Annotated in this window: 14 protein-coding genes and 1 other RNA gene; 11 read left to right on the forward strand and 4 right to left on the reverse strand. The window is 58.3% G+C overall.

From position 1 onward, the window contains the following. Nucleotides 1–40: 40 nt before the first annotated feature. Entirely contained in the window at nt 41–3781 is a 3741-nt protein-coding gene (locus HUV26_RS01375) for a PAS domain S-box protein (protein ID WP_174408301.1), read from the reverse strand. A gap of 2 nt (nt 3782–3783) precedes the next feature. Continuing rightward, nucleotides 3784–4047, reverse strand: coding sequence for a hypothetical protein (locus tag HUV26_RS01380; protein WP_174408302.1), 264 nt, complete (start codon nt 4045–4047; stop codon nt 3784–3786). 357 nt (nt 4048–4404) lie between these two features. On the opposite strand from HUV26_RS01380, the gene HUV26_RS01385 reads away from it, so the two are divergent. The 4 genes from HUV26_RS01385 (at nt 4405) to HUV26_RS01400 (ending at nt 6507) form a co-directional block, all read left to right on the forward strand. Then, the gene (locus tag HUV26_RS01385) at nt 4405–4989 is read left to right on the forward strand and encodes a hypothetical protein (RefSeq protein ID WP_174408303.1); all 585 of its coding nucleotides are present in this window, start codon (nt 4405–4407) and stop codon (nt 4987–4989) included. 317 nt (nt 4990–5306) lie between these two features. Next, nucleotides 5307–5665: a transfer-messenger RNA gene (gene ssrA / locus HUV26_RS01390) on the forward strand. A 321-nt stretch (nt 5666–5986) separates the two neighbouring features. After that, nucleotides 5987–6244 (forward strand): type II toxin-antitoxin system Phd/YefM family antitoxin, encoded by a 258-nt coding sequence (locus HUV26_RS01395; protein ID WP_174408304.1) that lies wholly within the window; start codon nt 5987–5989, stop codon nt 6242–6244. Beyond that, entirely contained in the window at nt 6244–6507 is a 264-nt protein-coding gene (locus tag HUV26_RS01400; RefSeq protein ID WP_174408305.1) for a Txe/YoeB family addiction module toxin, read from the forward strand. The genes HUV26_RS01395 and HUV26_RS01400 overlap by 1 nt, the downstream gene beginning before the upstream one ends. Nucleotides 6508–6551: 44 nt before the next feature. Here the strand turns inward: HUV26_RS01400 and HUV26_RS01405 are convergent, their stop codons facing one another. Next, nucleotides 6552–6854: an addiction module antidote protein gene (locus HUV26_RS01405; protein WP_174408306.1), complete on the reverse strand. Its 303-nt coding sequence runs from the start codon at nt 6852–6854 to the stop codon at nt 6552–6554. After that, entirely contained in the window at nt 6854–7153 is a 300-nt protein-coding gene (locus HUV26_RS01410; protein ID WP_174408307.1) for a type II toxin-antitoxin system RelE/ParE family toxin, read from the reverse strand. The genes HUV26_RS01405 and HUV26_RS01410 overlap by 1 nt, the downstream gene beginning before the upstream one ends. 412 nt (nt 7154–7565) lie before the next feature. Here HUV26_RS01410 and HUV26_RS01415 point away from each other — a divergent pair, with 412 nt between their 5' ends. From HUV26_RS01415 to HUV26_RS01445, 7 genes are all read left to right on the forward strand, one after another. Then, on the forward strand, nt 7566–8219 hold the full coding sequence (locus HUV26_RS01415) for a CBS domain-containing protein (RefSeq protein ID WP_174408308.1): 654 nt from the start codon (nt 7566–7568) through the stop codon (nt 8217–8219). Continuing rightward, the gene (locus HUV26_RS01420) at nt 8206–9000 is read left to right on the forward strand and encodes an ABC transporter ATP-binding protein (protein WP_174408309.1); all 795 of its coding nucleotides are present in this window, start codon (nt 8206–8208) and stop codon (nt 8998–9000) included. The genes HUV26_RS01415 and HUV26_RS01420 overlap by 14 nt, the downstream gene beginning before the upstream one ends. Beyond that, entirely contained in the window at nt 9001–10896 is a 1896-nt protein-coding gene (locus HUV26_RS01425) for an AMP-binding protein (protein WP_174408310.1), read from the forward strand. Between the two features lie 9 nt (nt 10897–10905). Then, nucleotides 10906–11793, forward strand: coding sequence for a branched-chain amino acid ABC transporter permease (locus HUV26_RS01430; RefSeq protein WP_174408311.1), 888 nt, complete (start codon nt 10906–10908; stop codon nt 11791–11793). 2 nt (nt 11794–11795) lie between these two features. Then, nucleotides 11796–12839, forward strand: coding sequence for a branched-chain amino acid ABC transporter permease (locus HUV26_RS01435; protein WP_174408312.1), 1044 nt, complete (start codon nt 11796–11798; stop codon nt 12837–12839). 49 nt (nt 12840–12888) lie between these two features. Continuing rightward, a complete protein-coding gene (locus tag HUV26_RS01440) occupies nt 12889–14046 on the forward strand; it encodes an ABC transporter substrate-binding protein (RefSeq protein ID WP_174408313.1) in 1158 nt (385 codons plus the stop codon). Between the two features lie 98 nt (nt 14047–14144). Next, nucleotides 14145–14942, forward strand: a complete 798-nt coding sequence (locus HUV26_RS01445; RefSeq protein ID WP_174408314.1) for an ABC transporter ATP-binding protein — start codon at nt 14145–14147, stop codon at nt 14940–14942. The last annotated feature ends 25 nt before the right edge of the window (nt 14943–14967 follow it).

Consider the following 14967-nt stretch of genomic DNA (forward strand, 5'->3'; position numbering starts at 1 on the left):
GCCAAGCCCCTTCCCGCGCACCTTTTTTCCCGATAACCGACTACGGATTCTGCTGCCTCTCTGCCTGCCCGCGTCCCTCAGCGTCCGCAGCGGGCCGGGTGGGGAGCAGAATGGTGAAGGTTGTGCCCTGATCCTTGCGCGCGTCCACAAAGAACTGACCGCCATGATTGGTCGTGATGATGAAATAGGAAACGGAAAGCCCAAGCCCCGTCCCCACCCCCACCGGCTTGGTGGTGAAAAATGGCTCAAACACACGACGCCGCACACTTTCATCCATCCCGGGACCGTTATCCGCCACCTCAATGCGCACGAGATCACCTTCGCCAAGAGTCCGCAGGGTTATTACCGGCTTCTGCCGGTTTGCCCCTGCCGTATACATGGCCTGTGCCGCGTTGCGTAGCAGGTTAAGCAGCACCTGCTCAATTTCAGTACTGTTGCAGTAGACATCGGGCGCACCGGGATCATACTCCCGAACAATCTCAACCTGCCTGAAATCATATTTCTTTTTCAGATCATAATCATTCCGGGCCAGTTCCACGGCTTTATCCAGCAACGGGGCTACGGCAACCCGGGCAAACCGGGTCTCGCTCCGCCTGCTGAACTCCAACATGTTTGAAACAATGGATGCGGCACGCTCTCCGGCAGATCGTACTCCCCGAAGCATGTCCAGCACCTTGCGCTCTTCAAGGTAGGCATTCATCTGGTCCAGCGAAACCCCAACTCTTCCAGCTACCTGCTGGTTGGCGGGGCGCGATGGTTCCACCCGCCGCAGAATGTTCTGCACACCTATGAGAATAGCTCCGAGGGGGTTGTTAATCTCGTGCGCCATGCCCGCAGCCAGCCCCCCTACAGACATCATCTTCTCCGTCTGCACCATCATCTCTTCCATGCGCACCCGGCTTGTGGCGTCATCCAGCCGCAGGACCACAAGGCGCGAGCCGTCCTGCGCCTCAAGAGGATAAACCACCACGTCCAATATGTGCTCCTCGCCATCTCTGACTTCCTGCAGCCGCTGCTTCCGCCGGGTCTCACCACTTTCAAACGCATCACCGATTATGTCGTCCAGAAAAACCAGCCACGGCAGCAGAGAAAACAGCGAACGCCCGGTAACCTCATCCTTGCACATACCGTAGCGCAGTTCCGCCTCCCGGTTCCAATGCACTATATCTCTGTCCTGCGTCACCGCCACCATCACGGAAGGCATGGCGTCAATGATGCTGCGCACAAATCGGTTGGCCCTGTACATTTCCGCCTCCGCGCGTTTGCGGTCGGAAATGTCTTCCAGAATTCCTTCTATAAGCGCCAGCTTGCCATCGGCTTCGAATATGGCCCGGGAATGCAGAGCAACCCACACCGCACTCCCGTCCTTACGGCGCAGCCGCGTCTCAAAATGGCTCACCTCCCCGTTTTCACGGAGCAGGGCAAGAAACCGGTCCCGGTCTCCTCCATCCACATACAGCTCTCCACGTATATCCTGCACACCGCGGACAAGCTCCTCCACGCTGTCATACCCCAAAATCCGGGCAGCTGCCGTATTGCCGTGCACAATGCTGCCTTCCGGTCGGGTCTGAAAAATCCCCTCCACCGCGTTCTCGAATATGGACCGATACCGCTCTTCAGCAACCTGCAAATCCCGTTGCACCTGCTCCCGCTGAAAAATCTGTGCGCGCAGTGCTTCGTTTGCCGCACCAAGCTCCTGTGCGTGGCTTTGCAGCAGCACCTCGCGTTCCTTGTAGTAATCCAGCCGCTTCAGCAGTTCCTCCGGCGAGATATGCAGGCTGGCAAGCATGGTTTTGTAGGCTGCGGCCAATTCTTCCCGTTCAGCATCAGTAAAGAGATTGCATGAGCGTATAATCTTGCTGGCCGAGGCCGATCCCACCATCCCCGCAAGCCGCCGCTCCGCTTCGCCGGAAAGGGAGGCCAATTCCACCACCGAGATATGGCTCACCCCCTGCAGCCCCACAGCCTGCACCGCGCCGCCCACAATTCGCTCCGCCAGCGAAGGGCCATAGAATTCGGAAAAAAGAGAAGAAAGTTCGGCATACTTGCCTGCAAGGGGGATAGATCGCTCAAATCGCTCGGAGTCCCGGATCATCTCCCTGTCCGCCTCCATAACGGAGACAAAATCCCGTGCAGACGCCACATCCCGCTCACGCGGTGTCCAGAGGCACGAGCCGACCACATAGCACAGCACGTTCATGAGCATGCTCCAGAACAGCGTGTGCGCCAGGGGCGAGAACACCTCAAGCCCCAGCAGTTGCTCAGGACGGAGCCATCCTATGCCAAAGGGACCGGCCTCCAGCATGGACGATTCCAGCACGCCGCTACGGATAAGCACCGGGACACACTGCGTGTAAAACCACAGCCCAAACCCGGCCAAAAGGCCGCTCACGGCTCCCGCCCTGTTGCCCGTGGTCCAGAACAACCCGCCCACCGCCGCCGGTCCGAGCTGGGCAAACGCCATCATGGATACTATGCCAAGGCTGACCAGCGTATACGATTCGCCCACCAGCAGATACACGCCGTACCCCATAGTCAGATAGGCGCACACAACCACCCAGCGGCATTGCAGAATATAGCGGCGCAGCCACGCCATACGCGGCAGCAGATTCAGAACAGGCAGCAGAAGGTCATTGGTCAGCATGGTCGTCATGGTCATGGTGGCAATGACAAGCATGCTCATCCCGGCGGAAAACCCGCCCAGAAAAACCAGCATGCTCAGCCAGTGCACGCCTTCCTGCAACGGCAGAAGCAGCACAAACCAGTCTCCGTGCGTCGCATCATATCCCTGCAGAAGTCCCGCCAGCGCCATAGGCATGACAAAGACGGTAATAAGCAGCATATACAGAGGGAGCAGCCACATGGCCGTGCGCACATGCCGTTCATCGGAGTTCTCCACCACAGCCAGATGAAACTGGCGGGGCAGCAGCAATACCGCGGGCGCGAACAGAAACGCCCGCATAACCCACTCCATATAGCCGCCCTCAATACGCCCGGGGCTAAGCAGTGAGGCAAACCCCACCTCAACGCTGCGTGAAAAGATATCACCAAACCCGTTGTACATGCCGTAGGTGACAAATATTCCGGCAGCCATAAACGCAACAACCTTCACCACAGATTCCACGGCAATAACGGCCACCATCCCCTGATGCCGTTCAGTGGGGTCCAGCCTGCGCACACCGGCAAGGATGGTGAACAAAATGGAGAATCCAAGCAGCGCAGGACCGGCAAAACCGCCCTGCACCTGCAATACAGCCCCCTCCCACGGAACAAGGGACAAAGAGTGGTCCCAAAGCCCCGTTCCCGCGTTAACTGCAGAATCTGCCGGACCATGCGCGGCAAGCATTATCCCCAGCGTTGCCAGAATGGCCTTGAACTGAATGGCCACATACGGGAGGCTGCCCAGCACGGAAAACAACGCCACAACCCCGGCGATGAAATGGGACTTGCCATACCGCGCGCTGAAAAAGTCGGCTATGCTGGTGATACGGTAGCGGGATTTAAGGCGTATCATGCGCCGTAAAACCCACCACCACACCGCCACGCCGAAAAAGGTGCCAATGAAGGAAACAAGAAACGCCATCCCCGACTGTGCCGCCTGTCCTACATTGCCGTAGAAGGTCCATGCGGTCATGTATACCGTTAGGGAAAGCGCGTAGACGTAGGGGCTGGAGGCCACTTTCCGGCGCAGGCCGGGCGTTTTTTCAACCCGCAGCGCAAACCAGAGAAGCGCAGCCACATACAACACGAAAACGACGGGGAATACAGTCTCCGGCCCCATGCCTAGCCTCCGGAATCCACATCGTCATGCAGTGCCTGCCGTGCGCCCCCTCCCCTGCGGGAGGACTCGTACCGGGCGGAAACCACGGCCCAAACGAAAATGGCGGCAATCCCCGCCCCCCACATGCCGAAAAGATACAGATACATCACCTGCGGCGAGGCTGCTTCCAGAACGGTAGGAAAGGGCCAGACAACGCACAGAAAGGTCAGCGCGATGACACAGAGAAGATACGTGCTTGTGGCTGCGAAGGGTTTTTTCTCATGCATGCCGAATCCGTGTTCCCCGAAAGACTGGTCGTAACGGAAGAAAAACCGGTTGCGTCAGTTGTGTTACGCTCCCAATGCAGCCGCCAGTCGCAACGGCTGCCCCCTGCCCGGCAAGCCCCCTGAGCATTCTAGAGACTATGGCACACCAGCGGCACGGATGCAATAAACACACGCCGCCACACCATGCGTCATGTCCCCGACAGCCCGCAGGGCGCGACCACGCTGCCCCTGTGCCGCAAACCCGGTTTATTCATGGGGGCTCCGCACGGTGGCCGGAAAACATGGCACTCTTCTTGCTCAAACAGAGCAGACTGCATGAGGGGAAATAAATGCAGGGCATCATAGGAGGTGATCGCCGTGACCATAGATGGCGTATACAATAACCTGAACAGCATGATGAGCATCCAGTCGCGCGATGCCGACAAAGAGCGGACACCGGACGGTACGGGGGTTGACCTCGCCCGGCTCACCGACTCCATCAGCCTGTCATCCATCGATCCCAAGCTGCGTGCCGTGCTGGAAGATATTTCCGTCCGCGGCGGCAACGTGGTGGACGCGCTCGAAGGAAATATCAACACGCTTCAGGAAGGATTCGTAGAAACCCTGCATACCCGCCTGTCTGCGGCGGGCGTAAGTCTTGACGACAAGATCACCCTTCGTCTCGGAAACGATGATGCACTGCAACTGGTGGGCAACCATCCGGACAGGACACGCATAGAAGAAGTGCTCTCCGCCAACCCGGACCTCAAAGAAGCGTTTCAGGAGATAGCCGGACAGTCCGAACTGGTGCGCGATATCAGGAACATCCGTAAGGTTGTGGGCACCCGGGGCGGCGTTGCACAGTACGAACAGATGGCGCAGGAAAACAGCGGCAGTGCAGACGCTTATCAGTTGAGCATGCGCGGCTCCTTCTCGCACTTCTATTTCTCCCCGGAAGGGTAATCCACCCTGCCGGATAATTGATTCACCGCAGTTGCCCTCAGTCTTTCCCGACCCGCGTATAGCCCCTTTTCCGCCCCCCTGCCCGTGTCAACAGAGCGGCATCGCCCGTAACACGGTACGCAGCTAACGCACTCGGCAGAATGCCCCCCTTCCTTTCCCGCACAAGCCTGAACGCAAAATCCCTTGCACCTCCGAGGGAAAAGACGTAAGCAGTCTTCCCGTCCGGCACCGCTTTTTTGCGTACTGCGGTTGCCACGGACGAAATGGGGATTATATTCCCCACAGCAACGGCACCAAGCCGCCAGAATGAATCAAATGGGGGCGCCCTGGTTTCGACGGGGATTGAAGATGCCGGAGTGGCAGGCCGAGGCGCCGCTGGCCTCGTTAAAAGCGGCACAAAAGTAATTGCCAACGATAATTACGACTACGCACTGGCTGCTTAATTGCAGTCACATCCATGCAGCGGACGCCTGATAGGCTGCACGGGTGACAAAAAGCATCAGGCTGGCTTCCGATGGCGTTTGCCCCTGAGGAAGTAAGAACTTTCAGACAAACTGGCTGCAAGCCACCTGGTCATGGGTAACACTTGCAGCGAGATTATGAACATGACCTAAGCCTGTAGAAGCTTCGAGCGGACCGTTCTCGGACGCGAGTTCGATTCTCGCCGCCTCCACCATTCTTAGATGTAACACGTTGATTTACAGCGCGTTACGCAAAGGGCCAGCATCTCAGAATCGTCAGTGAAACGCATTGACGATGCATAATGAGGCGCTGGCCTTTGTCTTATAGCTACCTGATACCCCCTCCCACAGGCTACGGAATCCGCTTCAGGGTTCCGGCTGCCCCTCCGGAACATATCGTACGTTACTGCCCACGCTTGACCGCAGTATCCATCTTGTAACGTTTGCACCGCACATAGCACCCGCTGCCAACGCCCCACACCTTGACCCCATGCCGAAATTGTACTACTCTTTGTACAACTATGGAGGATACCGCAATGCCCGAAGCACTTACCTATTCCGATGCCCGCAAAAACCTTGCCTCAACCATGGATAAGGTATGCGACACGCACGACCCCGTCATTATCACCCGGCGCAAGGCAAAGCCCGTGGTCATGATGTCGCTGGAAGATTACAACAGCATTGCGGAAACAGCCTATCTCCTCCACAGCCCCGCCAACGCAGCACGCCTGCGCGAGAGCATTCAGGCTGCGGAAGCGAAAAAAACAACCGCACATACGCTGCTGGAAGCGTAATGCCCAACCTTACGTGGACAGGCCATGCATGGGAAGACTACCTGTATTGGCAAAAGACCGATAAAGCGATGGTCAAGCGTATAAACACGCTGATTAAAAACGCCATGCGCACCCCATTTGAAGGGAGTGGCAAGCCGGAACCATTGCGCTTTGACCTTGCCGGCTACTGGTCACGACGCATAAATCAGGAACATAGAATAGTGTACAGCTACGATGACAAGACCGACACCCTTGTCATACTGCAATGCCGCTATCACTACTAATGCTAACGCGCCCACCCGTTTTTGGATGGGCGCGTTTCATTATCTTAATGATGCACAGCCGCATTAGGCCTTGCATGCAGCGAAACCCCCAACGCGGAAAGCACCTTATGAATAGTATCATACCGGGGTTTTGCTCCGGGGGCCAACGCCTTGTAAAGGCTTTCGCGGCCTAATCCGGCATCCTTCGCCAGCCTGCTCATACCTCTGGCCTTAGCTACATCGGCAATGGCTACAAGCAGAATATCAGGATCATCCTCTTCCAGTGCGGCATTAATGTACGCGGCAATGGTTTCTTCGCTGTCCAGATAGTCGGCGGCATCAAATTTGGTGATTTTTGAATTGCTCATTATTCATCTCCTAGTTCTTTGGCCAACTTCTTCGCAAGGTCTATGTCCCTTTGCTGCGAAGACTTATTGCCTCCGGCAAGCAGCAGATATACCTTACTACCTCGCTTGGTGAAATACACCCTATACCCCGGCCCTGTATGAATGCGCATCTCTGATACGCCTTCCCCAACAGGGGCACAGTCGCCAAAGTTACCCTTCTCCGCAGACCGAATCCGAATGAGCACCTTGGCCTTGCCCATGGGGTCTTTCAGTTTGGTAAGCCAACGGTCAAATTGGCTTGTGCGGTCAAAATGGTTCATGTCACATGGGTATCCATTCGGATACACAATGTCAATGATGAGCAGGCGACAATGGCTGCATACGGTGTTCAATTGCAAGCTGTGGCGAGGTAGAATTGGTTCTGCCCTGCCCCGCAACCAACGTTGCACCTGCAACAAAAGTTGCTCACCACGCCCTTCATTTTTCCCCGCCACCCGCCAACATAGCGCTCATCCGTCAACCTTGGTTGCACGCCCCCGTTGCCCGCCAAAGGCATTCTGCCGCGCCATAGCCTTATCCGCCATCACCTCAGTATCGCAAAAAACAATACAACACCCTTAAATCACTTACTTAGCCTGCAAACACTCCCTGCTCACCACTCCCGTCCTGCGCCTTCTGGCACGAACCTTCCTATAGGCTCCCACATCGTTCACCCGAGAAGAAGGAGCCACCATGTTTGTCGGGCTTAAAATGCTTAAAAATTTCATCGCCATGCCCCCGGACGCCCTTGTGGAGGACGCGCAGCGCCTCATGGAGGAGCAACGGTTCTGGATGCTGTTCGTCGTCAAGGAAGGCAGGCTCGTGGGCTATGTCCGTACAGAGGATATCCACGCTGCCATGCCTTCCCTCATGACCGGGCTGGACAGGCACGAGATCAACTACCTGCTCTCCAAGCTTACCGTGGGCCGCATCATGCGCACAGATATCACCTCCGTCACACCGGAAACGGAAATAGAATCCGCCGCCATGCTCATGCACAATAAAAACCTCGCCGGACTCGCGGTGGTAAACCCGGCGGGCGACCTCATCGGCTACATAAACCGCACCGTCATGCTGGAAGTGCTGGCAGAAGAAATGGGCTACGGCAAGGGCGGCTCACGCATCGTGTTCGAGGTAGTAGACCGCCCCGGCGTGCTCAAGCAGGTCTCCGGCATCATAGACGAAATGGGCTACTCCATCATCTCTACAGGCACCTTCACCCACCGTGACCGCCGCATGGTGGTTATCCGGGTAGATACCCCCAATCCCTCAACCATTGCCGCCGCGCTGCAAAAAAACGGGTACGATGTGGTCGGGCCGGAGGACTTCAAGCATGAGTGGCAGTAACCCCGTGCTTGAGGTGCAGGAGGTTACGCTCACCTTCAAGAACGTTGCCGCCCTGTCACGCGTCTCCTGCTCGGTGCCGGAGGGAAGCATAACCTCGCTCATCGGCCCCAACGGCGCGGGCAAAACAAGCATGCTGAACTGTATTTCCGGTCGGTACACCCCCACCAAGGGCACTATCCGCATGCGCGGGAACGAACTGAACGGCGTGCCTGCGCACAAGCGCACCGGGCTCGGGCTTGCGCGCACCTTCCAGAACATCGCCCTGTTCCGCGGCCTCTCCGTGCTGGATAACCTTATGGTGGGCCGCCATTCGCGCCTGCAATACGGCCTGCTGGCCTCCATCTTCTATCTGGGCAAGGCCCGTGCGGAAGAAGACAGGCACCGGGAACGGGTAGAAGAGATCATAGATTTCCTTAACCTCTCCCCCTACCGCCACCAGATAGCCGGGCACCTGCCCTACGGGGTGCAGAAAAAGGTGGAACTCGGGCGCGCGCTGGCGGCGGAACCATCCCTGCTGCTGCTCGATGAACCCATGGCGGGCATGAATCTGGAAGAAACCGAAGACATGGCCCGCTACATTCTGGACATTAACGAAGAATGGGGCATCACCGTCTTTCTGGTGGAACACGACATGGGCGTGGTCATGGATATTTCCGACCACGTGGTGGTGCTGGACTTCGGACGCATCCTCGCAAGCGGCACACCGCAGGACATACAAACCAACCCCAAAGTCATCAGCGCCTATCTGGGCGAAGATGACGGCCTGTACAAGGGACGTTAGATGGCCAACCTTTACGATACCACGCTGCCCATGCTGCTGTTGGAAAACAGCCTCACCAGACCAAACCACACTGCCCTGCGCGAAAAGCACATGGGCGTCTGGCAGCCCTTCACCTACGCACGCTACCACGCCATCACCGCAGAATTTGCCGCGGGGCTTAAGGCGCTGGGTTTCGGCAAAGGCGACACCATCGTCATCATAGGCGACAACCGCCCGGAATGGCTGTGGGCGCAGCTTGCCATACAGGGGCTGGGCGGCAGGTCGCTCGGCCTGTATCAGGATTCTCCGGCAGAAGAAATCGGCTACGTGTTCGAACTCTCCTCAGCCCGGCTTGTGGTGGCGGAAGATCAGGAGCAGGTGGATAAAATACTCTCCATCCGGCAATCGCTGCCGCTCCTGCAATACATCGTCTACCACGACCCCAAAGGCCTCATTGCTTACGATGCGTCGGGCCTGAAGTCCTTTGACGAAATCTGCGCCCTGGGCAGAGACCGCGCTGCAGAGTTCGACCGCTGGGCGGCAGAAGTCTCCCCGGACGAAATAGCTCTCATCGCCACCACCTCAGGCTCCACCGGGCGTCCCAAGCTTGCCCTGCTCTCGCACCGCAACCTGCTTTCCATGGCGTGGAACCTCGGCCTTTCGGACCCCAAGCACCAGACGGACGAATTCGTCTCCTTCCTGCCGCTGGCGTGGATGGGCGAGCAGATGATGGCCGCCTCCTCCGCCCTGCTGTTCGGATTCTGCGTGAACTTTCCCGAAGAGCCGGACACCGTGCAGGAAAACATCCGCGAAATCGGCCCGCATCTCATCTTCTCCCCGCCACGCGTGTGGGAAAACATGGCCGCCAAGGTGCGCGTGCGCATCATGGAAACCACGCCGTTCAAACGCCTGCTCTTCAACCTGTTTATGCCCGTGGGCATGCGCCACGCCTCCACCGTGCTGCGCGGCGAAAAACCCGGCGCCGGCCTGCGCATAGCCTACACCCTCGCCCAGTGGGGTCTCTTCCGTGCCCTGCGCGACAGGCTGGGCTTCTCGCGCATCCGTTCCGCCTCCACAGGCGGCGCACCGCTGGGGCCGGATACCTTCACCTTCTTCCACGCGCTCGGCGTCAATCTCAAGCAGATATACGGGCAAACGGAAATCGCGGGCATATCCTGCATCCACCGTGACGGAGCCGTCAGCTTCGAAACCGTGGGCGAACCCATTGCCGAAACGGAAATCCGCATCTCGGAAGAAGGCGAAATCCTCTCCCGCAGCCCCGCCGTCTTCCACGGCTACCTCGGCAACGATAAAGCAACTGCAGAAACCATCACAGAAGGCTGGCTGCACTCCGGCGATGCCGGATACGTTAACGACAACGGCCAGCTCGTCATCATAGACCGCCTGTCGGACGTCATGACCACAGCAGGCGGCACCCGTTTCTCGCCGCAGTTCATCGAGAACAAACTCAAGTTCTCCACCTACATTCAGGAAGCCGTGGTGCTCGGGCACGAGCGGGACTTCATCACGGCCATCATCTGTCTGGACGGCGACATTGCCGGCCGCTGGGCGGAATCCAATGCCCTCACCTACACCACCTATCAGGACCTTGCCGCCAAACGGGAGCTGTATGACCTCATAGAGGCCGAAATAGCCGCCATAAACCCCGCGCTGCAAAACGGCACGCAGATACGGCGGTTCGCGCTGCTGTTCAAGGAGCTGGATGCGGACGACAACGAGCTGACCCGTACCCGCAAGATACGGCGCAAGATCATAGGCGAACGCTACGCGCCGCTCATCCACGCCCTGTATAACGGCACGTCAATCACCGACCTTTCCATAGAGATCACCTATCAGGACGGCTCCCGGCGGCAGATATCCGGCCCCGTCGCCATCCGCACGGTGGGAGAACAGTAAGGAAACGCCATGGAATACTACCTGCAACTCATCATCAACGGCCTTGTTGTCGGCTCCATCTACAGCCTGGTTGCTCTCGGCTTCGTCATCATTTTCAAGGCGACCAAGGTGGTCAACTTTGCACAGGGCGAAATGGTCATGGTGGGCGCCTATGTCTGCTTTGCCCTGACCGTGCAGTTTCAACTGCCCTTCCTGCTCTCCTTCCTGATGACGCTGGCCTTTTCCGTGCTTCTGGCACTGGCTGTGGAACGCATGGTGCTGCGCCCCCTCATCGGCGAACCCATCATATCCGTCATCATGGTCACCATCGGCCTCTCCTCCATGCTCAAGGCTTTCGTGCAGATGTGCTGGGGCACGCAAATTCAGGTTTTCCCGCCCATTCTGCCGCAGGACCCGTTTGTGCTCATGGGCCTGCCCATCGCTCCGGTATACGTGGCCGCCTTCTGCCTTTCACTACTGCTGTTCGGCATATTCAGCCTGTTCTTCAAATACTCCTCGCTGGGCATAGCCATGCGCGCCACCGCCTTCGACCAGCAGGCAGCGCAGTCCATGGGCATAGGCATCAAATCCATCTTCGCCCTGTCATGGTGCATTGCGGCGGTCGTTTCCAGCATAGGCGGCATCATTCTGGGCAACATTAACGGCATAAACGCCCAGCTGGGCCACCTTGGCCTCAAGGTCTTTCCCGCCGTCATTCTGGGCGGGCTGGACAGCCTGCTCGGTGCCGCTCTGGGCGGCCTCATCATCGGCGTGCTGGAAAACCTGTGCGAAGGCGTGGTGAAAGACCTGTTCGGGCTGGGCGGCTTCCGCGAAGTGGCTTCCTTCATCGTGCTGGTCATCATCCTTATGGTCAAACCCTACGGCCTGTTCGGAACCAAAGAGATTGAGCGGGTATAATCATGCAAAAATGCGGTCTTTTCTACACATCCTACGCGGCGGAAGACGCCCTCTTCCCCTCGCGCTTCCAGAAAGGGTGCCTTGCCCTCTTCTTTGCGGCCCTGCTGGCCTGCCCGCTGGCACTGGATGCCTATGCCATATCGGTGCTTAACCTCATCCTCATCGCGGTCATCGGCGCGGTTTCTCTGAACCTGCTCACGGGCATGTGCGGCCAGATGTCTCTTGGCCATGGTGCCTTCGTGGGCGTAGGAGCTTACGGTGCTGCGGTGCTTTCCAACATGGGGCTGCCCTTCTTCGCCGCCCTGCTCGGGGGCGGTCTTCTCGCAGCCATGGTGGGCATGTTCTTCGGCATTCCTTCCCTGCGACTCAAGGGCATCTACCTGGCCATCTCCACGCTGGCAGCGCAGCTTATTCTGGAATACGTGTTCCTGCACTGGTCCGGCTTCACGGGCGGGGCTAACGGCCTGCCCGTAGAACCCCCGCAGATCTTCGGCTATTCCTTTGATTCAGATGCCAGCATCTTCTACCTCATCCTCGGCGTCACCACGCTGTCCGTGCTTGCCGTAAGCAACGTTGCACGCTGCCGGTCCGGCAGAGCCTTTGTGGCCATACGCGACTACCACCAGTCCGCAGAAAACGTGGGGGTGAACCTGTTCACCTTCAAGCTTCAGGCCTTCGGCTTCAGTTCCTTTCTGGCGGGCATCGCAGGAGGGCTGTGGGCGCACTACACCATGTACATCACGCCGGAACAGTTCTCCATCTCCCTCTCGGTAAGCTACCTTGCCATGATCATCATCGGCGGCATGGGCTCGGTGCTCGGTTCCATCTTCGGGGCCATCTTCATCACCCTGCTGCCCGAAGCGCTCAACCTTATCACCACCGGCCTTGCCGGCATCGCCCCGGACATGAGCGCCCTCATCATTCCCATGAAGGAAGGCGTGTTCGGCCTCATGCTGGTCCTCTTCCTCATCTTCGAACCGGAAGGGCTGGCCCGCAAATGGCGCCTGACCAAGGCGTACTGGAAACTCTATCCCTTTGCCTACTGACGGCGGCACCGCAAGGCGCATCCGCAACACCCGGAAAATGGAGAACGACATGAAAAGAATTATCGCTCTGGCCATGCTGGCCCTGTTTCTGAGCACGGGGCCTGCTTCCGCCGCCTACAAGGTGGGCGTGCTCTCAGATCTTACCGGCCCCACGTCCAGCGTGGGGGTTTCCTATGCGCAGGGCATCAAGGACTGCATAACCTACGTGAACGAGAACGGCGGCATAAACGGCCAGCCTGTGGAGCTCATTCAGGTGGACTACGCCTACAACGTGCAGCAGGCCCTTGCCGCCTACAAACGGTTTCTCTCCAGCGGCATAGTGGCCTTGCAGGGCTGGGGCACGGGCGACACGGAAGCTCTGGTCAAGTTCGTCGCCAAGGACAAAATTCCCGTATTCTCCGCCTCTTACTCCCCGCACCTCATGGACCCCTCCAAGGCTCCCTACAACTTCACCATCTCCCCGGACTATTCCACACAGGGCAGGGCCGGACTCAAATACCTGCGCGAAACATGGCAGCAGGAGCGCGCCCCCAAACTGGCCTTCATGTTCCCGGATAATCCTTACGGGACAGTGCCCATTGCCGCCATGAAGGAATACGCGGCAGAGCTGGGCTTCGAGGTCGTGGGACAGGAAAACGTGGACCTCAAGGCCATTGACGCCACCCCGCAGCTTCTGAGCCTCAAAAAGGTGGAACCGGACTTCATCTGGACAGGCGGCACCACCCCCTCCACCGCCGTGATAATGAAAGACGCGCAGAAGCTGGGCATTGCCTCCACCTTCCTGACCAACATCTGGAGCAGTGACGAAGACATCTTCAAGCTGGCGGGAGAAGCCGCCACAGGCCACTTCGGCATACAGGCCGCCGCCATCTACGGGCAGGATGTGCCGGGAATGGCAGTCATCCGCAACATCACGGGCGACACCCCGCAGATGACCCATTACCTGCGCGGCTTTGTCTCTGCCCTTGTCATGTGCGAAGGCATGAAAATGGCTGCCGCTCAGGGCGAGGTAACCGGCGAGAGCCTGAAAAACGCGCTGGAATCCATGCGCGATTACGACCCCATGGGCCTTGCCCCGGCCGTCAGCTTCTTCGAGAACGACCATCGCCCGAACATGGCCGTAAACATCTGCACCTTCCGCGAAGGCAAGCTGGAATTCGTTAAAACCGAAACGCTGGAACGCAAGATGGAGTGGCTCGGCCAATAGCCTGTCATACCGGCGGGCACGGGCACTCAGCCCATGCCCGCCATATTCCGGCAGATTCCCGGCCACAGCGGCCGCAACAACCAAAGAGAGATGAATGCATGAATGTTCTTCAGGTCATGAACCTGGAAGTGGTCTACAACGATGTGGTGCTGGTGCTCAAAGGCCTTTCTCTGGATGTGGCCAAGGGCAGCATCACCACCCTGCTCGGTGCCAACGGCGCGGGCAAGTCCACCACGCTTAAGGCCATATCCGGCCTGCTGGCAGGCGAAAACGGCAAAGTCACCTCCGGCAGCATCCTGTACAACGGTGCCGAAACCGTCCGCCATAACCCGGAAAAGCTGGTGCGGTCCGGCGTGTTTCAGGTCATGGAAGGCCGCCGCATCTTCGAGGACCTGACCGTGGAAGAAAACCTGCGCTGCGGAGCATACACCCAGCCCCGCAAGGATTTTGCGCACAACGCGGAAAAGGTGTACACCTATTTCCCACGGCTCAAGGAGCGGCGCACCCAGCTTGCAGGCTACATGTCCGGCGGCGAACAGCAGATGCTGGCCATCGGGCGGGCGGTCATGGCCTGCCCCAAACTTCTGCTGCTGGATGAACCCTCCCTCGGCCTTGCTCCCCTGCTGGTGGAAGAAATCTTCGAGATCGTTGGCAAAATCAACCGTACAGAAGGCGTGAGCGTGCTGCTTGTGGAACAGAACGCCCGTATGGGGCTTTCCATCGCCGACTACGGCTACATCATGGAAAACGGCCGTATCGTCATGGACGGCAACGGCAAAGACCTGCTCAACAACCCGGATGTGCAGGAATTCTACCTCGGCCTCGGCCACGGCGGAGAAAAACGCAGCTACCGCGATGTAAAACACTACAGACGCCGCAAACGCTGGCTCGGCTAACCCCCTGCCCGCCAACAGCCCAATG

The sequence above is a fragment of the Desulfovibrio psychrotolerans genome (assembly GCF_013340305.1).
GTDB classification, from domain to species: domain Bacteria; phylum Desulfobacterota; class Desulfovibrionia; order Desulfovibrionales; family Desulfovibrionaceae; genus Halodesulfovibrio; species Halodesulfovibrio psychrotolerans.